We start from the raw sequence: 17,955 nt of genomic DNA, 5'->3' as shown, positions 1-17,955 counted from the left end.
CTGTCAGGCGCGCGGCAGGAGGCGCGTCACTTCGCGGGCCATGTCGGCCAGCGCGACATCGACGCTGGCCTTTTGTTCCACGACGCGGCTGAGATTGTCGGAGATGACGGAGGTGATCCGGACGCCATTGGTGCCCGGGAAGGCGTACCAGGGCACCATGATCGGCATCTGGCGGACCCCGGTCATGAACAGCGGATTGTCGCGGTAGAAGTCGCCGAGATGGCGGGGATCCTCGGTCGCGATCTGGTTGACCGGCACATAGCCCGTGCCCTTGACCATGACCGCCGTGCCCTCGGGCGAGGTGCAATGCCGCAGGAACCGATAGGCCGCCTGCTGCTTGGCCGGATCCTTGGCCAGCACCATGCCGGCCGCGCCGCCCGTCGGCAGCCGTCCGCGGGCCTTGTCGCCGAGCGGAAACTCCCAGGTCGTCAGCTTGAAGTTCGAGCCGAGCGAATTCAGGGCCTGTCGCAGGAAGGCGGTCGACCAGAAATACATGCCGACCTTGCCGGCGGCGAAGGCCTGGGCCCCGGCTTCGCCGGCAAGCGCCGGCATGCCGCCCTCGCGTACCAGACGATCCAGAACTGTCATGGAGGCACGGCCCTCGGGACCGGCAAAGCCGATCTCGCGCTCGTCCTCGCTCATCATCCGGCCGCCGAAGCCGAACAGCAGGGCGGAATAGATCCAGTCGCCCTGCCAGCGGTAATAGGCGCCATGGATGCCATCGCCGAGAGCCGAGATCTTGCGCGAGGCCTCGATGATCTCGTCCCAGGTCGTCAGCTTCCGGTCGGGGTCGAGCCCGGCCCGGCGGAACAGATCGGCATTCACGAAGACGATCGGATTGGAGGTGGCGAAGGCCAGGCCCGACTGGATGCCACCGGCCTTGCCAAGGCCGAGCAGTTCCGGCGTGTAGCCGAATTTGGCGCTGTCACCTTCCGCCTTCAGCAGGGGAGCGAGATCGACGGCGAGCCCGCGCTCGGTGACGACCCGCAGGCGGTTGAGCCCCTGGAAGGTCAGATCCGGCTGGCGGCCGGTCACTGCCTCGCGCAGCACCAGCTGGGTGCCGTCGTCATAGCCGGCGCTGGCCTGGCGATAGGTCACCTTGATGTCGGCGTGACGGGCCATGAAGTCGGCCGCCAGGCGATCCATGACGTCCTTGTAGACCGCCGGCATGGCGTAGTGGACGTCGATCTCGACGGGAGCTGCCAGCGCGACGCGCGGTGCGGCGACAAGGCCGGCGGCCGCGGCAAGGACGGTGCGTCGTGTCAGTCGGATGGTCATGGCGATCTCCGGATGGACGGGCGATTGCGGAACCGGGCTCATCCCTTGAGACCGGTCATCGTGATGCCTTCGATGAAGCGGCGCTGAGCGATGAGGAAGGCGGCAACCAGCGGGATCGTGGTGATGGTGGCGGCCGCCATCAGCGCGCCGAAATCGTCGCCGGCCTCTTCGGTGCGGAAATAGATGACGCCGAGGGCAGGCGTTGCGAGCTCGCCCTTGCCCGAGACGGCGATCAGCGGCCAGAACAGGTCGTTCCAATGGGCCACCACCGAGAAGATCGCGAAGGCGGTGGCGGCCGGCCAGGCATTCGGAATGATGATGCGCCAGACGATCGACCATTCGCCAAGCCCGTCCATGCGGGCGGCGTGGATCAGTTCGTCCGGCATGGCGCGGAAGAACTGGCGGAACATGAAGATGGCGAAGACCGAGATGGTCGAGGGGGCAATCAGCGCCGCATAGGTGTTGAGCACGCCGGTCTTGGCAAAGGCGATGTAGAGCGGGATCGCCGGCACATGGGCCGGGATCAGCAGGCCGAGCATCACGAAGGCGAACAGGGTTTCGCGACCGCGGAAGTTGAGCTTGGCCAGCGCGTAGCCGGCCGGCAGGGCGAAGGCGAGCTGGAAGACGAGAATGCCGCCGCAGACGATGACGCCATTGAGGAGATATCGGCCGATCGGCACCTCGCGGAACACCCGGCCGTAGTTCTTGTCGATGGCGAAGGTCTCCGGGATCAGCGACATCGACGCGCGCCAGACCTCGTCCAGAGGCTTCAGCGAGACCGACACCATCCAGATGTAGGGCAGCAGAAACAGAAGGCCGAGGATCGAGAGCAGCGCGAGGCGCGGCAAGTCGGCGACAAGGCTCTTGTCATGCGGGGAGGACGGGGTCATCGGCGCCTCACCCGTAATGAACGCGGCGGTCGAGCACGCGCGTCTGGAGCAGCATGAGGATCACCACGGCGATGAGGAAAACGACCGTGATGGCGGCCGAATAGCCCATGCGGAAGAAAGTGAAGCCCTCGGTGTACATCGTGTAGAGCAGCACTTCGGACGCCTTGTTGGGGCCGCCTTGCGTCAAGGTTGCGACGATGTCGAAGACCCGCAGCGACCGGATCATGGTGATGGTGAGCACGAACAGGCTGGTGGGGCCGAGCAGTGGCCAGGTGACCGTCCAGAACCGCGACCAGGCGGAGCGCACGCCATCGACTTCGGCGGCCGCATAGAGGTCGCGCGGGATGGCGGTGAGCCCCGCCAGGAACAGCACCATGTTGAAGCCGATCTGCTCCCACACGCCGATGACGGCGAGGGTCCACATGACGCTGTCGGAGGAGCCGAGCCAGTTGGGGCCGACGATGCCGAGGGTGCGGAGCGCCGCGTTCACCGGGCCGATGGTCGGGTGGAACATGTATTGGAAGGCCGTCGCCATCGCGACCATGAGCGAGACGACAGGCAGGAAGAACACGGCGCGGAAGAAGGTGCGCCCGCGCGTGCCGCTCTCGATCAGCAGGGCCAGCATCAGCCCGCCGATCACGGAAGCCGGCGTCGTGACTGCGACGAAGAAGGCGGTGTTGCGGAACGAGGTCAGAAAGCCCCGGTCTTCCATCAGCTCGGCGAAATTGGCCAGGCCCACGAAGCGCAGGCTGGATGCACCCAGTTCGTAGTCGCTGAAGGCGATCGCCACGACGGCGAGCGTCGGGATGAGCAGCATCAGCACGAAGGCGATGATGGATGGCGCCGTCAGCAGCCAGGCGGCGAGAGATTCGCTGAGCCGGACCTGGACAGCGGGGCCGGCGGTGGCAAGTCCGTGGGGAAAGGTCGCGTCAGACATAGCGCGGCACGCGGGGAATGATGTCGCGTTCGCTGGCCGGTACGGCCGCCTGGATGCCGGCGGCGACGAGTTCGACGCGCTTGCCCGAGGTGTCGAAAGCCAGCATGCGCCCCGCCATCGGGGTGACCCGCAGGACCTGGCGCGACGGCGCGCTCTCCCACGCTTCCGGTGCGAGACGCAGGATGATGTCGCTGCCCTGGCGCGGCTCGCGGGCATAAACCAGAACTTCGGAGCCGAGAAACTCGACATGGCGGACATCGACCGCAAAGCCGATCTCGCCAACCGTCAGATGTTCGGGGCGGATGCCGATGTCGAGTTTGCCGCCTGAGCGGGGCCCGACCTGTCCGGTCGCGTGGCCGGCAATCATGACCTGGCCTTCCGGGCCGATCTCGGCCGGCAGGATGTTGATCCGCGGCGAGCCGATGAACCGCGCGACATCGATCGTCGCTGGCTGGTCATAGACCTCACGCGGCGATCCGAACTGCAGGACATTGCCGCCGAGCATGACCGCCACGCGGTCCGACATGGTCATGGCCTCGGCCTGGTCGTGGGTGACATAGACCGTGGTGACGCCGACGCGCCGGTGCAGCTCCACCAGTTCGCGGCGCATGTCGTGGCGCAGCGCGGCGTCGAGGTTCGACAGCGGCTCGTCCATCAGGAAGGCCTTGGGATGGCGCACGATGGCGCGGCCGAGCGCCACGCGCTGGCGCTGGCCGCCGGAGAGCTGGCCTGGGCGGCGCTCCATCAGATGGTCGATCGAGAGAAGGCGAGCGGCCTCCTCGACCTCTGCCCGGATGGCGGAGCGGCGCTGATCCGTGCCGGAGACCAGACGGCCGATGAACGGCGTCCGTTCAAGCGTCGACAGGCGGCGCATGACCAGCGGCAGCGCCATGTTCTGCTCCACCGTCAGATGCGGATAGAGCGCGTAATTCTGGAACACCATGGCGACATCACGGTCGGCGGCGCGCATGCCGCTGACGGCGCGGCCGGCAATGGTGACCGTGCCGCGATCGGCCTGTTCGAGACCGGCGATGATGCGCAGCAGCGTGGTCTTGCCGCAGCCCGAGGGGCCGACCAGCGAGACGAAGGATCCGGCATCGAAAGCGAGCGACACGCCCTTCAGGACGCGGGTTTCGCCAAACGATTTCTCGATCCGGTCGAGGACGATGCCGGGCATGACTTCCAAACTCCGTGATGGAGCCGGGTTACGCGGATCGGACGACAGAACGGCAACGTCCCCGTGACATTTCCCAGACGGTTGGACGACGTGACCATGACGAGAGTCGCGGGCCGGCTACCTGTCGTCGCACTGTCATGGAGCGTGGCTTAGGCAGCGGTCAGACCGACCCTTGGGGAAACCGACCATGCTCATCGCCCACCTGACCGATCTTCATGTGCGTCCGCACGGCCTTCCGGCCTATCGGAAAGCGGAGACCAACATGCTGACGGAGCGGGCCATCGAGGCTGTTCTCGCGCTCAATCCGCGCCCGGACCTTGTTCTGATCACTGGCGATCTGACCGATAATGGGCTGCCAGCCGAATATGATAACCTGAAGCGCATGCTCGGCCGCCTGCCGATGCCCGTCTGGCTCATCCCCGGCAACCATGACCGGCGGGAGAACCTGAAGGCGCTGCTCGCCGACTATCCCGGTCTGTCCCAGCATCCGACCTTCGCCCAGTGGGTAACCGATCTCGGCCCGGTTCGAATGATCGGCCTCGATACCGTGATCCCTGGATCAGGCGCCGGGCGGCTCTGCGCCGAGCGGCTGGCCTGGCTGGAAGAGCGGCTGGCCGAGGACAAGGCCAAGCCGACGATCGTGGCCATGCATCACCCGGCCTTCCTGTGCGGATTGCAGCACATGGATCGCATCAGCCTGATCGAGGGCAAGGCCGAGTTCGAGGCGATCGTCCGGCGCAATCCGCAGATCGTGCGGGTTCTGGCCGGGCATCATCATCGGCCGATCCAGACTGTGTTTGGCGGCACGCTGGCCATGGTTGCGCCGAGCGTTGCTCATCAGGTGGTGCTCGACCTCACCGATAAGCTGACGGCACACTTCAATCTGGAACCGGCTGCATACCATCTCCACACATGGATCAAAGGCACCGGCCTCGTAACCCACACCGCTTATGTGGAGAGGGCGCCGGGGCCGTTCCCGTTCCTGCGCGACCCCGACTATCCGGGAGTCTGATGCAGGCCGGATAAAGACACTCCGACAGGCGCTCCCGGACTTTGTCCGCCAACCCGGGAGCTCGCGATCAGGCGCGGGCAGTGCATCTGTCAAGGCGCGGCGAGGTCAGCCAATGGCGATCGAGATCGAACGCAAGTTCCTGGTTGAGGGTGACGGCTGGCGTGCGGGCGCCCGTGCCTCGCGCATCGAGCAGGGCTATCTCTCGAACTCGCCGGATGTCTCCGTGCGTGTCCGCATCCGCGACCAGGCGGCAAGCCTCACCGTCAAGGGTGAGCGCTCCGGTCTCACGCGGGACGAGTTCGAATACCCGATCCCGCTCGACGAGGCGCGCACCATGCTCGCTCTCTGCGTCTTGCCGCCCATCATCAAGACCCGCCACGACGTTCTGTTCGCAGGCAGGCTCTGGGAGGTCGATGAATTTGCCGGCCGGCATACCGGCCTGATCATCGCAGAGATTGAGCTCGCCAGCGAGGCGGACGAGATCACCCTGCCGCCCTGGATCGGCGCGGAGGTGACCCATGATCCGCGCTACCGCAATTCCGTGCTGATTGCGGCGGACCCGCTCCCAGGAACCCTCGGGCCCGCGACCTGACCCGTCATCGGTTCCCGGATGTGCACTCGCGCCTGGCTGTTCCTGCAAGCCCGCTTGGCAACGGTCGCTGCATCCTGTGCCTGACGGTCGAAGGCGAGCGCATCCGCGTCGCCCTGCGCGGGATGTTCTGCCGAGAAGTGCGATCAGCGCCGAACGGGATAGCCGCGATGCCGCCAGGCGCCGATTCCGCCGGCCATGCTCGCCACGTCGGTGAAGCCTGCGTTCTGGCACATCTTGAGCGCACGTCCCGACCGCATCCCTGATAGGCAATACAGCACGAGAGGCCGATCGCGCGGCAACTCGTGGATCTTGGCGTCAAGCGTCGACAAGGCGGCATGGCGCGCACCGGGAATGTGGCCGCTCTCCCATTCATGCGCCTCGCGCACATCGACCAGCTCGACTTCGCCAGCGGTATGGCGCCGGTGAGCGTCTTCGGGCGAAATCTGTCCAACGGCCTTGCGCCCAAACAAACCAAACATCACGGATCCTCATAGGGTCAGTCTCGTATCGGCAACCATATATCCTTACTTGCGCAATCATGCAATTACGATTATGTGCAGCTGACGGTTGAGACGACACGTGAGGCAAGCCATGACCCGACGGAGCGAACACCCAGCGAGGACAGGCCGGTCCGCCGCATCGCATCCATCCCATCTCATCGCTACCCTTGTCGCCTTGGCCTTGTCGGGCGGCGCGGCAGAGGCCGCGGACTTCCGGCTGGAGCCCGTCACGGTCACGGAGACAAAGGCGGTCTTCGCGCGGGTCGAAACGCGCTTCCTCATCCCGGCGCGCGCGCGCATCGGCGGCACGTTGATCAGCCTGGATGTCACGGAGGGCTCGGCTGTCACGGCCGGGCAGGTCGTCGCCCTGGTGATCGACCCCAAGCTCGCCTTGCAGATGAAGGCGTCAGACGCCCGCATCGCGGCGGTGCGTTCCGAGCTCGCCAACGCCCAGACCGAATTCGAACGTTCACAATCGCTGATCGCGCGCGGGGCAGGCACCCAGCAGCGTGTCGACCAGACGCGCACGCAGGTCGACGTCCTGACCAATCAGCTCAACGCGGCCCTGGCTGACCGGTCGGTCATTGCCCAGCAAACCGAAGAAGGCCAGGTCCTCGCACCGATCGCCGGCCGGGTGTTGAAGGTCCCGGTCGCCCGCGGATCCGTTCTGCTGCCCGGCGAACCGGTCGCCCAGGTGGCAGGCGGCGGCTTCTTCCTGAGGCTCGCCCTGCCCGAGCGCCATGCTCCGCTCCTGCGCGAGGGCTCGCGGGTCTCGGTCGGCGAGCGCGGCAATGTCGATGGTGCTGCGGTCGGTTCCGGCCGGCTGGTCAAGCTCTACCCCCAGATCGAGAATGGCCGCGTCATTGCCGACGTCGAGGTCGAGACGCTCGGCGACTTCTTCGTCGGGGAACGCATTCCGGTCCATGTTCCCATCGCCACCCGCCAGGCTCTGGCGATCCCGGTCGGCGCGGTGATCAACCGGGCCGGCGTCGACCTCGTGCGGCTTCGCCGGGCGAACGGCGAGCACCATGAGGTGGCCGTCGTCCTCGGTCCGGGGATCGAAACGGAAGGCGGGCCACGCGTCGAGGTTCTGACCGGCCTGGTCGCTGGCGACCTCGTGGTGACGCCATGACCAGCCCCTCGAACCATCATGATGGCGCTGCGCCACTTGGCCTCGCCGGCCGCCTGACCCAGGCTTTCATCGGCTCTCCGCTCACACCGCTGTTTCTGCTGGCCGCACTCGCCCTCGGTCTCGTCGCCCTGGCCAGCCTTCCTCGGGAGGAAGAACCGCAGATTTCGGTGCCGATGGTCGACATCCACGTCCGCGCCGAAGGCCTCAAGGCCGAGGACGCGGCCAAGCTTGTCACCGAACCGCTGGAGACGATCGTCAAGTCGATTGCTGGGGTCGAGCATGTTTATTCCCAGACGCGCGACGACAGCGTGATGGTCACTGCGCGTTTTCTGGTCGGAACCAGCCCTGATGCGGCGATCCTGCGCGTCCATGAAAAGATCCGGGCCAATCTCGACCGGATCCCGGTCGGCATTCCCGAGCCGCTGATCGTCGGTCGCGGCATCGATGACGTGGCCATCACCGTTCTCACGCTGGCGCCGAAGCCGGAGGTCGCCGACCGCTGGACTGCCAATGATCTCACGCGCATCGCGCGCGAATTGCGCGTAGAGATCGCCCGCCTCGACGATGTCGGCCTGACCTATCTGGTCGGTGATCAGCAGGAGGAAATCCGGGTCGAGCCGGACCCCGAGAAGCTTGCTCTGGCCGGCGTCACCCTGCAGCAGCTGAGCACCAAGGTGGAAGGTGCCAACAAGGCATTCCCGGCGGGGACCATTCGGTCCGGCGGCCAGCAGATCGGCCTCGTGGCCGGTCAGACGCTGAACGGCCTGGCGGACATTGGCAATCTGCTGGTGACGACCCGCGACGGCCGACCCGTCTATGTCCGCGATGTCGCGCGCATCGTCCTGGCGGGTGATGCGGCTGAGACGCGCGTGGCCCATCTCCAGCGCGGCACCGATGGCGCGCTTGCCCGCGTGCCTGCCGTCTCGCTGGCGGTTGCCAAGCGTGCTGGCGCCAATGCCGTGACGATCGGCCGTGAGATCGCCGAGGCGGTCGAGCGGGCCCGTGGCACGATCGTCCCAGCCGATATCACCGTCCATGTCACCCGCGACTATGGCGCCACGGCCAACGACAAGGCGAACGAGCTTCTGTTCCACCTGGGGCTCGCGACTATCTCCATCGTCATGCTCGTGCTCGTCGCCATCGGCTGGCGGGAGGCTCTGGTTGTGGCCGTGGTGATCCCCGTCACGATCCTGCTGACGCTCTTCGCCGCCAAGGCGATGGGCTACACGCTGAACCGCGTCAGCCTGTTCGCGCTGATCTTCTCCATCGGCATCCTCGTCGATGATGCCATCGTGGTGATCGAGAACATCGCGCGCCACTGGGGCATGGGCGACGGCCGCTCGCGCCAAAAGGCGGCCATCGATGCGGTGGCGGAGGTCGGCAATCCGACCATCGTCGCAACTCTCACCGTGGTTGCCGCCCTTCTGCCCATGCTGTTCGTGTCCGGCATGATGGGGCCCTATATGAGCCCGATCCCGGCCAATGCCTCGGCGGCCATGGTGTTCTCGTTCTTCGTCGCGGTCATCGTGACGCCGTGGCTCATGGTGAAGTTCGGCAGTGGCGCTGCCGCTCACGGCCACGGCCATGATGCAGCCGATGGCGGCCTGCTCGGCCGGCTCTACCGCCGTGCGGCTGTGCCCATCCTCAGGAGCCGTCGCAGCGCCTGGATCTTCCTGATCCTCGTCGGCATCGCCACGCTCGGCTCGATGGTGCTGTTCTACACCCGCGACGTCACAGTGAAGCTGCTGCCCTTCGACAACAAGTCGGAACTCGCCATCATGGTCGACCTCCCCAAGGGCTCATCCGTGGAGGCGACCGACCGGGTGCTGCAGGACATCGCGGCGAGCCTCGCCGGGGTGCCTGAGATCGTCTCGTTCCAGACCCATGCCGGCACAGCGGCGCCGTTCAACTTCAACGGCCTCGTCCGCCATTCCTATGTCCGCACCCAGCCCGAGCTCGGCGACGTCCAGGTCAATCTCTCCGACAAGGCGCACCGCAGCCGGGCAAGCCACGATATCGCGATCGAACTGCGCCGGCGCATCGCATCCGTGTCGGTGCCGGCGGGCACCTCGCTCAAGGTGGTCGAGCCACCGCCGGGCCCACCGGTCATGGCAACGCTGCTCGCGGAGATCTACGGTCCCGACGCCGACACGCGGCGTGCGGTGGCAGCGAAGGTCCGTCAGGCCTTCGCCGCGGTGCCCTTCATCGTCGACATCGACGACAGCTTCGGCACCCAGCCGGAGCGGGCAAGGCTTGCGGTCAGCGAGGACAATCTCGAGTTCCATGGTGTCGAGCACCGCGACGTCTATGACACGATCCGCGCGCTCTATGGCACGACCACGGTCGGCTATTCCCATCGCGGCGGTGGACGCCAGCCCATCCCGATCCGGCTTGCCCGTGCCAAGGGCGACCGGGTCATCGATGAACGCGCATTGTCCACGCCGGTACCGTCAAATCTCCTGCCCGGCGACCGCGGCGTGGTCGAACTCGGCGACGTCGTTCGGCTGACCCGCGAGCGGGCCTCCTTCCCGATCTATCGGCGCGACGGACGGCCGGCCGAGATGGTGACGGCGGAGCTGGCGGGTGCCTTCGAGGCGCCGCTCTACGGCATGATCGAGGTGAACCGGGCCTTCGACCGGATCGATTGGGGCACCGTGCCCCGCCCCACGGTCGCGCTGCACGGGCAACCCGCCGACACGTCGAAACCCGTCCTGCTGTGGGATGGCGAATGGGAGGTCACCTGGGTGACGTTCCGCGACATGGGCGCAGCCTTCGCCGTCGCCCTGCTTGGCATCTACATCCTGGTGGTGGCGCAGTTCGGCTCGTTCAAGCTGCCGCTGGTGATCCTGACGCCCATCCCGCTGACCTTCATCGGCATCCTGATCGGCCATTGGCTGTTTGCCGCCCCCTTCTCGGCGACATCGATGATCGGCTTCATCGCATTGGCCGGCATCATCGTCAGGAACTCGATCCTGCTGGTCGACTTCATCCGCCATGCAAGGCGGCCGGGTCGTCCGCTGGTCGATGTATTGCTCGAAGCGGGAGCGGTCCGCTTCAAGCCGATCCTGCTCACCGCGCTTGCCGCGATGATCGGAGCGGCCACCATCCTGACCGACCCGATCTTCCAGGGGCTCGCCGTGTCGCTGCTGTTCGGACTCGCGTCATCGACGCTGCTGACCGTGCTGGTCATCCCGGCCATCTACGTGGTCCTGCGCGGCGAGGGCGAGGGCGCGCGCTAGCTGCTCGATGCACGGGGACGGGAAATGCCCGCGCCATTGGCGCCGGCCGCCGATGGGGGGCGCCTGAACACCCGTGGATGCTGAGGTCAGCCCTGAATGTGCTGTCCACCATCCACGGGAATGGTCGTGCCGGTGATGCGCTTTGCTGCATCGCTGACGAGAAATCGTGCGACCGCTCCGACATCGGCAATATCGGCCAACTGATGCTGCGGCGACCGGGCGGCCGCTTCGGCAAGGAGCTCGTCGAACCGGTCAATGCCGCTCGCCGCACGGGTTCGAATAGGCCCAGGCGAAATGGCATGGGCGCGGATCCCCTTGGGTCCAAGTTCGGCCGCGACATAACGAACCGCGCTCTCCAGGGCGGCCTTCACCGGGCCCATCAGGTTGTAGTGGTCGACAACCCGGGCCGAGCCGAAGAACGTGACCGTCAGCAATGTTCCGCCCTCGGTCATCAGCGGCTCGGCAAGACGCGCCATGCGCAGGAAGGAATGGCAGGAAACGTCCATGGCGATGCCAAAACCTGCCGCCGAGGCATCAGTCACCCGGCCGATCAGGTCTTCCCGCGGCGCAAAGGCGATCGAATGGAGGACGAAGTCCAGGCGCCCCCATTCGCTCGTCAGCTTGTCGAAGACCTGCTCAAGCTGGCCGGGCTCGCGCACGTCGCAGGGCAGGATCAGCTTGCACCCGAGGGCTTCGGCCAAGGGCCGCACATGGGGCTCGGCCTTGGCGTTCAGATAGGTGACCGCGAGTTCGGCACCGGCATTGCTCAGTTCCTGAGCGCAGCCATAGGCGATCGATTGGTCATTGGCGATCCCCACGATCAGCCCGCGCTTGCCCGTCAGATCAAACGGATCGATGCCGTGGGCATGCAGGGCCACGCTCGGGAGCACTGTCCTCGGCCGCACGATCTTCTCGCTCGGCGCGATGACGCGCGCCCGTCCGACAATCACGTCCTCGCCAGACTGGTTCGTGCAGCGGCAGTCGAAGACGGCGATCGACTTCTCGCTGTGCTTCTCGGCGAGTGTCACGGTGGTGGTGACGGTGTCTCCGGGCCGAACCGGCCTGCGGAACGTCAGGTCCTGGCCGAGATAAATGGTCCCGGGACCGGGCAAGGCTGTTCCAAGCAGGGCCGAGATCAGCGCGCCGCCCCACATGCCATGAGCAACGATACCGTGAAACAGGTCGGTTTCGGCAAAAGCCGGATCGAGGTGAGCCGGGTTCACGTCCCCCGAGACGATGGCGAACAGGCTGATGTCTCGCATCGTCAGCACGCGCGTGGAACTCGCGCTGTCGCCCACGACAAGTTCGTCGAAGGTGCGGTTCTCGATCAGGGCAGGACCCTGCGCCGGGTTTTCAACCCAATTCATGCTGTGATTGCTCCCGGAGCCGAGTGTCCGACATCGAAATGGGCCGGCCCGGCGCGAACTTGACCGGCGGCACACCTGACGTGGCCCCCAAGGTCGACTGCGCGGAAGGTCCAGTGGGCACGGTCACATTGCCCTACATTGCACTGCAACACAGGACGCTATCGACCCTATGTGACGGCCTGCCGACACTTGATCGGGACCAAAGCTGCCATGCTCCCCGGCAGACACCGGCGAGCGGAGGCGGGCAGCACCTGGCGTCGAGACTGAAACGTGGAGGTTTGCCGGAACAGGCCCGTCCGGCCTGTCAAACGACAAGACCGAACAGCCACAAGTCCTTGAAAAGATTGGTGGGTGATGTAGGGCTCGAACCTACGACCCGCTGATTAAGAGTAGGAGCTGGCATCTCGGCACGTCGTGACACGAAATGCGCAGACCTGCCAAAAACACTTGATAACACGCTCTTTTTCGAACTACCCTCTGATTTTGTCAGCGTCTGTTATGACTCCGAATGACACAGAATGTCGTTTGAGGAGGTCCGCTAAAGGTCCGCTGAAATAGTCGAGGTCCGCACGATCAGCGGGTCGCCAAAGGGGGATCCGGTGAAGCTCACCCAACGCGTTGTTGATCAGCTCGCCTGCCCTGCCGGCCGCAAGGACGCGCTCTACTTCGACGACGATCAGAAGGGTCTTGGGGTTCGCGTTACATCGGCCGGAACGCGATCGTACGTGCTCCAGTTCACCATCGACGGGCAGCGCCGCCGCTTACCCATTGGCTCCGCAAGCGGAATAGGCCTCGCCCAGGCGCGCGAGGCCGCCAGGGCTTACCTCGGCAAAGCGGCTCAGGGCATCGACCCGGCGGTCGAGCGCAAGGCGAAGGTCAAGGCGGCACGAGAGAGGAAGGAACGCGAGCAATTTACGCTCAGCCGGTTCATCGACGATTGGGCGGCGCTTCACCTCGCAACCCGCCGACCGAAGTATCGCGAGGAAGCGCAGCGGTCGCTCCGTCACGCCTTCGCCCGGCACCTTGATCGACCGGCGGAAGACCTCACCCGTCGACATGTTGTCGACACGTTCGACCGGCTCGCCTCAGCCGGCCACCCAGCCATGGCCGCCGCGACGAAGCGGGTCGGCTCCGCGTTGTTCAGATGGGGCATGGCTCGGGGCCGAATCGCCACCAATCCGTTCGACAGAATTCCGATCGCCATACCGCCGCCACGCGACCGGACCCCGACCAGCGTCGAGATCGTCGAGATTTGGAACGCGACCGACGCCACAACAACTTTTGGCAAAATCCTCCGTTTCATGGTCGCGACGGGCTGTCGGCGAGAGGAGGCCGCACAGCTTCGTTGGAGGGAGGTCGACCTCGACAATGCGACTTGGGCGCTTCCAGCAGCTAGATCCAAGAACGGAGAGTTTGTCCTCCGGCCGATCGCGGTACAGGCGGTCGAAATCCTGCGGTCGCTGCTGCCAAATTTGGGAAATCCAAGGCCGGAGGCATTGGTGTTCCCAAGCGACGGCCGGGGTTTCTCGGGATGGTCGAAGGCGAAGACCTCTCTCGACGCGGCAATCCTCGATCGGCGCAGAAGTGCCTCAGAGGCCGCAGGCGAAAATCCGGCAACAGTCGAGGCAATGCCGGCCTGGCGCTTTCACGACCTTAGAAGAGCGTTCGCCGCGCAGTTGCAAGCGCTTGGTGTCGCGATGCCCGTGACGGAGCGTCTGCTAGGTCACGTAGGGTCGACGCAGACGGGGCTGATGCGGGTTTATCAGACCCATGAATACCAGCAGGAGCAGCGCTCGGCGGTCCATTTGTGGAGCACTCGCCTGCAGGGTCTTCTAGACCCGCCACCCGCCGGCAGCGCGCAGGTCATCCCGATCGCGCGCAAGGGCTCCCGGCAGTGACCATCGCGGCAGCGGATCCAACAGTTGCGACTTTCGGGTCGTTCGACGATTTCACCCGGCGCGACCTGTCCGGCTCGGACATTACCGCCGAAATTGACCGGGTCCAACGCTGGGGAGAACTCCACCCGCTTTGGTCCCTGCTCCGCGGGGCCCGCTCGGCTGACAAGAGCGCGCTGGGGGCCCTGGCCGACTTCGTCGAGCGGCATTTGCTTTTGGCGATCAAGCGAGGGCGCGGCCCGCCGCCAAAAGCAAGCAATCGGCTCAGGTCCATCCGCGCCGTCGTCGCGACAACGGGAGGGCGTGAATTTTTGCCCCGTCTGGCGCGAGCTTTGCGGAACGCCCCCCGCGCCGACGCCCAGGATCTCGCTGCACTTACCAATCTCCTTGGCGCCGGCGCGGTACGGCTCAGGAACCCTCGCGGCGGTCGGGCTCGAGTCCACCCGCTCGCGGACCCGCATCACTGGCTGCTAGCCGAGGTCCGCGCTCTCCATCGCCGGATGGCCGCGCACCGTCTCGCCGGGACCTCCCGAGGTTCGTTCGAGCGCGAATTGCAGGCGGTTTTTTCCGAAGATTCTCGCCGCGACTCTCCTGACGAAGTAGAACGTTTGACGGACAGAGTTCTCAACGAATACAGGCGCTTATCCCGCGCAGAGAGCTTGCACTAATTCCCATTTGCCTGCCGCATCATCGCGCGGGGGATCGTGGCATCGAGGGGGCTCCGAAGTCACTAGGAGCTTCCTCATGGTCCATCATATCGCTCCCCCCGTCGTTCTGAACCTTCGCGAGGCGGCCGCTGCGTGCGGCTGTTCCGCGAGGACAATTTTGCGCGAAATCGAAGCCGGCAGAGGGCCGGCTACCGTTCGAATGTCACCCAGGCGCTTCGGGATACTCAATGCGGATTTGCTAGCCTGGCTGGCGTCACGCCGCCGGGTCGCGCCCGGTGCGGTCGACCCGGTCGCCGCTACCGCTGAGGCGCCCCGCCGCGGCCGGGGCAGACCACGCAAGCTCACCGGCGGAGGCCAGTCGTGAGCCGGCTGAAGGATGGCGATCTCGACGTGCGGGCCGGACTCCGGCGCATCGGCCGCGTCGAAATCCGCGGCAGGCGGATCCGGGCGTTCGCGTTCGACGCTGCCGGCGATCCGCGGGCGCTCGGAACCTTCGCGACGCGGGGCGACGCGTTGTTGGCGGTCCGGCACGCGGCCGGGCTTGAAGCCGACGATGGCGAGGACGCCGATGTCGACGCGTGACGATCAAAGTCGAGACCGGCATACCGGACGGCCGAGGGGCGGCAGGTGGATCCACGCAGGGGTCGCGGCATGGATCGACGCGATCATGGCGGACCCAGCCCTGGGCGCCTCGTCGAAGTGCGTGGGATTTGCCATCGGGCGCTTCGCGGACGGCCGCTCCGGGCTCTGCTGGCCGAGCCGCACGACACTGGCAAAAGCGCTTGCCGCGGACGACTTGGACCAGATTCGAATCTGGCTCAAGCCACTGGTCGCTGCCGGCTATCTCACCCTTCGGCCAGGCAGCGGTCGGGTGTCGTCACACTACCAGCTCGAGCGAGGCTTCTCACCGAATTTGATTGATCAGCCCCCTCACTTTGCGGGGGGGCAGCCTCCCCCATCTTCAGGGGCCCTAACTGAAATCGAGCCCCCAGCAAGATCGCAGGCGCCCCCCCAGCAAGATCGAGGACTCAGCCCCCCCAAATAGCTGGGGGACAGACACCCCAAAACGGGAGGGCCAAACATAACATTGATCATCAAATCGAACTGAAAGCCGAACTCGCGGTGTCGCCCTGTTCCCGGCCCTTACGCCCGTGCACCGGTGAGCAGCCAAGACCGATCGACCACGACGGCGATCCGTTCGAGCACCTGCTCAACATCTGGCCCGGAGGCCATCATCTCGATCGCTCTACCCTCCGCGATGCGCGAAACGCCTTCGCGCACATCGATGGCAACGATCGCGGCGACACCATCATTTCCGGGACTCGACGTTTGCTCGTGGCGCTTCACGGAAGCTGGCCACCATTGTCGCTGGTCCAGTGGCTAGAGAGCGGTTGGTGGGATTTCGATGTCGAGCAACTCGAGGTGGAGTTCGCGCTCGGCGACTAATGGAGTGGGGTGGGTCCGCGTCTCTACAGCTACGGGGGCGCGCACCGCTCCCGGGCTCTTGTACAGAAAAAATCTTTTGAGGCGAGAGGGGCCGAAATCTCAGGATCGGGTCTTTTTGGCAATTCAGAAAACTCTCAAAGCCAGCAACCCCAGGCGTTTGGATCGCCACGAAGGCCAGCTTTGGACTTACAAGAAATCGAAAAACGAGGATCCCGAATGGCTTCTTCTCAGTCCGGTTCGGCGAAGCGCAATCGACGAGCCCGAGAGCGTGCTCGGCTTGGTCTCGCTGTCCTCGCCGTGGTCGTCGATCTGGCCGAGTTGGCCAACCGGCTCATCGATTCCGGAGAGCTCACGCCGGACGCAGATGGCGAAGTCAGCGCAGAAGCTCTGCGGACTGCGGTCGAACGTCACCTGCGTCGGCTTTGAAAATACCGGACGCGTGTCGTCGGATGCCTGACCAAGTGTGCGATTCTTCGGATCGAACCGGAGGCTTCCACGTGCTTTTCCGCCCGAAATTGGATTTCCCGACCTCTCACGAGCTCAACCGGCCATCACCCGCCGCGATCGTAGCGGCGAAGGCGCCGCGGCCGGCCCAGCTGCTTCGCCTGGAGCGGGAGCGCTCAGCGGCGATCCAAGCGAGGGACACTCTTCAGGCCGAGGCGGGCACGCTCGTCGCTCGGGTTCGCGAAGGTGCGGGCGACCGCGCGGCCGAGAGGCGGCTTCGCCAGTTGGTCGCAGAGCGCGATGCGCTGGATGGAGAAATTGGCCGGTTGCGCGGCGAAATCTTGCCGCTTCGCGCACAGCACGCCGAGCGGGTCATCGAGGTCTTGGCGCCCACGCTGCACGAAGACGCGACGGTCGCGATCGAGATCATCGCGCGGCTGCGAGCGATCGTGCTTCGCGAGCTCGAGGCGGCCGTCGAGATCGAGCGCGCAGATGCTCGAGCACGCCCACCCCGGCTACCTCACGGCCACCTGGGCCAGCTCGAAGCCGCCTTTCGGAGCCGCTTCGCTGACGGGATCTGAGTTCGCGGCCGTCGCTCGCATCCGGCGGTAGCGCGCGCGGGACGGGGGTTCCTCTCGCCCGTCCCGCGCAACGGACGTCGAGGGGCGTGCCAAGATGGGAGGTTGTCGATGAGCCGGAGTAGGGGCAGTGATCTCAGACGCATCATCGCCGGCCTTCAACTGCCGGCTGCCCCGGTGCACGCTCTCGTCGTGCAACGGCCGGTGCTCGCCATCGCTATCCGTGGCGAAATCGGCCGGCAAGTGACAGCGGAGGCGTTCGAGCGGGCGCTCAAACTGGCGGATGACCCGGCGATCATCGAGGTCAGCATCGACTCACCAGGCGGATCGGTCGCTGTGGAGCGAAGAATCTCGGCACTGATCCGAACTGAACGTGAGCGTGGGCGGCACGTCCGAACGGTAGCTCGCGGCGTATGCGCATCGTCCGCCATCATGATTTTCGGCGAGGGCACCGAGCGCTTTGCGTCCCGCTCCTGCAAGTTCTTGATCCACAGCTGTGCGCTTTCCGCGATGGAAGCCGTCAAACCCATTCAAGGGCATCGGGTGACATCGCATGTGCTCGCGGGCGCGGCACAGATGCTTCGCGAGATCGACGAGGAAAACGCGCTCCGACTTGCCGCGCGCACCGGGCTGCCGATCGAACGCTTCCGACGCGAGGCGTCGACCGAAACAGCGATCAACGCGCGGACGGCCCAAGCACTGGGGCTCGTCCATCGGATCACCGATTGATCCTCATTGTCGACCCTCAAGACGGTACGTTTCGGACGAGCTATCCCAAGCGCTAAGCACGGCATCTCACT

The 17,955-nt window shown here is 65.7% G+C and carries 17 protein-coding genes and 1 pseudogene; 10 read left to right on the top strand and 8 right to left on the bottom strand.

Annotated elements, in window-relative coordinates:
• Positions 1 to 3 precede the first annotated feature (3 nt).
• From E8L99_RS09150 to E8L99_RS09135, 4 genes are read right to left on the bottom strand one after another with little or no spacing between them, the layout of a single operon-like run.
• Positions 4 to 1,266, bottom strand: coding sequence for an ABC transporter substrate-binding protein (locus tag E8L99_RS09150; RefSeq protein ID WP_391527488.1), 1,263 nt, complete (start codon positions 1,264 to 1,266; stop codon positions 4 to 6).
• A gap of 50 nt (positions 1,267 to 1,316) precedes the next feature.
• Positions 1,317 to 2,168 carry a carbohydrate ABC transporter permease gene (locus tag E8L99_RS09145; protein WP_137099247.1) on the bottom strand — a complete coding sequence of 284 codons (852 nt, stop codon included), beginning with the start codon at positions 2,166 to 2,168 and terminating at the stop codon, positions 1,317 to 1,319.
• Between the two features lie 7 nt (positions 2,169 to 2,175).
• Positions 2,176 to 3,105 (bottom strand): carbohydrate ABC transporter permease, encoded by a 930-nt coding sequence (locus tag E8L99_RS09140; RefSeq protein WP_137099246.1) that lies wholly within the window; start codon positions 3,103 to 3,105, stop codon positions 2,176 to 2,178.
• Complete coding sequence (locus E8L99_RS09135; RefSeq protein WP_137099245.1) at positions 3,098 to 4,282, bottom strand: ABC transporter ATP-binding protein; 1,185 nt, start codon at positions 4,280 to 4,282, stop codon at positions 3,098 to 3,100. Before E8L99_RS09135 ends, E8L99_RS09140 begins: the two co-directional genes overlap by 8 nt.
• 187 nt (positions 4,283 to 4,469) lie before the next feature.
• Here E8L99_RS09135 and E8L99_RS09130 point away from each other — a divergent pair, with 187 nt between their 5' ends.
• Positions 4,470 to 5,294, top strand: coding sequence for a phosphodiesterase (locus tag E8L99_RS09130; RefSeq protein WP_137099244.1), 825 nt, complete (start codon positions 4,470 to 4,472; stop codon positions 5,292 to 5,294).
• A gap of 112 nt (positions 5,295 to 5,406) precedes the next feature.
• Complete coding sequence (locus tag E8L99_RS09125) at positions 5,407 to 5,886, top strand: CYTH domain-containing protein (protein ID WP_137099243.1); 480 nt, start codon at positions 5,407 to 5,409, stop codon at positions 5,884 to 5,886.
• Positions 5,887 to 6,029: 143 nt separating this feature from the next.
• On the opposite strand, the gene E8L99_RS09120 is transcribed toward E8L99_RS09125, so the two are convergent.
• The gene (locus E8L99_RS09120) at positions 6,030 to 6,365 is read right to left on the bottom strand and encodes a rhodanese-like domain-containing protein (protein WP_137099242.1); all 336 of its coding nucleotides are present in this window, start codon (positions 6,363 to 6,365) and stop codon (positions 6,030 to 6,032) included.
• Positions 6,366 to 6,477: 112 nt separating this feature from the next.
• Here E8L99_RS09120 and E8L99_RS09115 point away from each other — a divergent pair, with 112 nt between their 5' ends.
• Positions 6,478 to 7,518 (top strand): efflux RND transporter periplasmic adaptor subunit, encoded by a 1,041-nt coding sequence (locus tag E8L99_RS09115; protein WP_137099241.1) that lies wholly within the window; start codon positions 6,478 to 6,480, stop codon positions 7,516 to 7,518.
• Positions 7,515 to 10,757, top strand: coding sequence for an efflux RND transporter permease subunit (locus tag E8L99_RS09110; RefSeq protein ID WP_137099240.1), 3,243 nt, complete (start codon positions 7,515 to 7,517; stop codon positions 10,755 to 10,757). Before E8L99_RS09115 ends, E8L99_RS09110 begins: the two co-directional genes overlap by 4 nt.
• Positions 10,758 to 10,843: 86 nt before the next feature.
• Here the strand turns inward: E8L99_RS09110 and fabI are convergent, their stop codons facing one another.
• A complete protein-coding gene (gene fabI / locus E8L99_RS23980; protein WP_168201827.1) occupies positions 10,844 to 11,614 on the bottom strand; it encodes an enoyl-ACP reductase FabI in 771 nt (256 codons plus the stop codon).
• Positions 11,615 to 11,716: 102 nt separating this feature from the next.
• Positions 11,717 to 12,124 (bottom strand): annotated as a pseudogene (locus tag E8L99_RS24035) (MaoC/PaaZ C-terminal domain-containing protein); the annotation flags it as partial.
• A 599-nt stretch (positions 12,125 to 12,723) separates the two neighbouring features.
• Between E8L99_RS24035 and E8L99_RS09100 the strand changes: the two are divergent.
• The 3 genes from E8L99_RS09100 to E8L99_RS24145 all read left to right on the top strand — a co-directional run bounded on the left by E8L99_RS09100 (position 12,724) and on the right by E8L99_RS24145 (position 15,732).
• Positions 12,724 to 14,022, top strand: coding sequence for a tyrosine-type recombinase/integrase (locus tag E8L99_RS09100; RefSeq protein WP_137099238.1), 1,299 nt, complete (start codon positions 12,724 to 12,726; stop codon positions 14,020 to 14,022).
• A gap of 1,025 nt (positions 14,023 to 15,047) precedes the next feature.
• Positions 15,048 to 15,269, top strand: a complete 222-nt coding sequence (locus tag E8L99_RS23755; RefSeq protein ID WP_168201616.1) for a hypothetical protein — start codon at positions 15,048 to 15,050, stop codon at positions 15,267 to 15,269.
• The gene (locus E8L99_RS24145) at positions 15,241 to 15,732 is read left to right on the top strand and encodes a helix-turn-helix domain-containing protein (RefSeq protein ID WP_391527481.1); all 492 of its coding nucleotides are present in this window, start codon (positions 15,241 to 15,243) and stop codon (positions 15,730 to 15,732) included. Before E8L99_RS23755 ends, E8L99_RS24145 begins: the two co-directional genes overlap by 29 nt.
• 98 nt (positions 15,733 to 15,830) lie before the next feature.
• On the opposite strand, the gene E8L99_RS09090 is transcribed toward E8L99_RS24145, so the two are convergent.
• Complete coding sequence (locus tag E8L99_RS09090; protein WP_137099236.1) at positions 15,831 to 16,034, bottom strand: hypothetical protein; 204 nt, start codon at positions 16,032 to 16,034, stop codon at positions 15,831 to 15,833.
• 214 nt (positions 16,035 to 16,248) lie between these two features.
• Here E8L99_RS09090 and E8L99_RS09085 point away from each other — a divergent pair, with 214 nt between their 5' ends.
• From E8L99_RS09085 to E8L99_RS09075, 3 genes are all read left to right on the top strand, one after another.
• Complete coding sequence (locus E8L99_RS09085) at positions 16,249 to 16,590, top strand: hypothetical protein (RefSeq protein WP_137099235.1); 342 nt, start codon at positions 16,249 to 16,251, stop codon at positions 16,588 to 16,590.
• Between the two features lie 40 nt (positions 16,591 to 16,630).
• A complete protein-coding gene (locus E8L99_RS09080) occupies positions 16,631 to 17,158 on the top strand; it encodes a hypothetical protein (RefSeq protein WP_137099234.1) in 528 nt (175 codons plus the stop codon).
• 108 nt (positions 17,159 to 17,266) lie between these two features.
• On the top strand, positions 17,267 to 17,884 hold the full coding sequence (locus E8L99_RS09075; RefSeq protein WP_137099233.1) for an ATP-dependent Clp protease proteolytic subunit: 618 nt from the start codon (positions 17,267 to 17,269) through the stop codon (positions 17,882 to 17,884).
• Positions 17,885 to 17,955: the final 71 nt, after the last annotated feature.

This window comes from Phreatobacter aquaticus, from assembly GCF_005160265.1.
Taxonomy (GTDB): domain Bacteria; phylum Pseudomonadota; class Alphaproteobacteria; order Rhizobiales; family Phreatobacteraceae; genus Phreatobacter; species Phreatobacter aquaticus.
The sequence above is the reverse complement of the archived record's forward strand: the minus strand, read 5'-3'. Positions and strand labels throughout refer to the sequence as shown.

Coding starts and splice junctions, on each gene's coding strand:
- E8L99_RS09145 (WP_137099247.1), bottom strand. CDS start 2,168: ATGACCCCGTCCTCCCCGCATGACAAGAGCCTTGTCGCCGACTTGCCG.
- E8L99_RS09140 (WP_137099246.1), bottom strand. CDS start 3,105: ATGTCTGACGCGACCTTTCCCCACGGACTTGCCACCGCCGGCCCCGCT.
- E8L99_RS09135 (WP_137099245.1), bottom strand. CDS start 4,282: ATGCCCGGCATCGTCCTCGACCGGATCGAGAAATCGTTTGGCGAAACC.
- E8L99_RS09130 (WP_137099244.1), top strand. CDS start 4,470: ATGCTCATCGCCCACCTGACCGATCTTCATGTGCGTCCGCACGGCCTT.
- E8L99_RS09125 (WP_137099243.1), top strand. CDS start 5,407: ATGGCGATCGAGATCGAACGCAAGTTCCTGGTTGAGGGTGACGGCTGG.
- E8L99_RS09120 (WP_137099242.1), bottom strand. CDS start 6,365: ATGTTTGGTTTGTTTGGGCGCAAGGCCGTTGGACAGATTTCGCCCGAA.
- E8L99_RS09115 (WP_137099241.1), top strand. CDS start 6,478: ATGACCCGACGGAGCGAACACCCAGCGAGGACAGGCCGGTCCGCCGCA.
- E8L99_RS09110 (WP_137099240.1), top strand. CDS start 7,515: ATGACCAGCCCCTCGAACCATCATGATGGCGCTGCGCCACTTGGCCTC.
- E8L99_RS24145 (WP_391527481.1), top strand. CDS start 15,241: ATGGCGAGGACGCCGATGTCGACGCGTGACGATCAAAGTCGAGACCGG.
- E8L99_RS09075 (WP_137099233.1), top strand. CDS start 17,267: ATGAGCCGGAGTAGGGGCAGTGATCTCAGACGCATCATCGCCGGCCTT.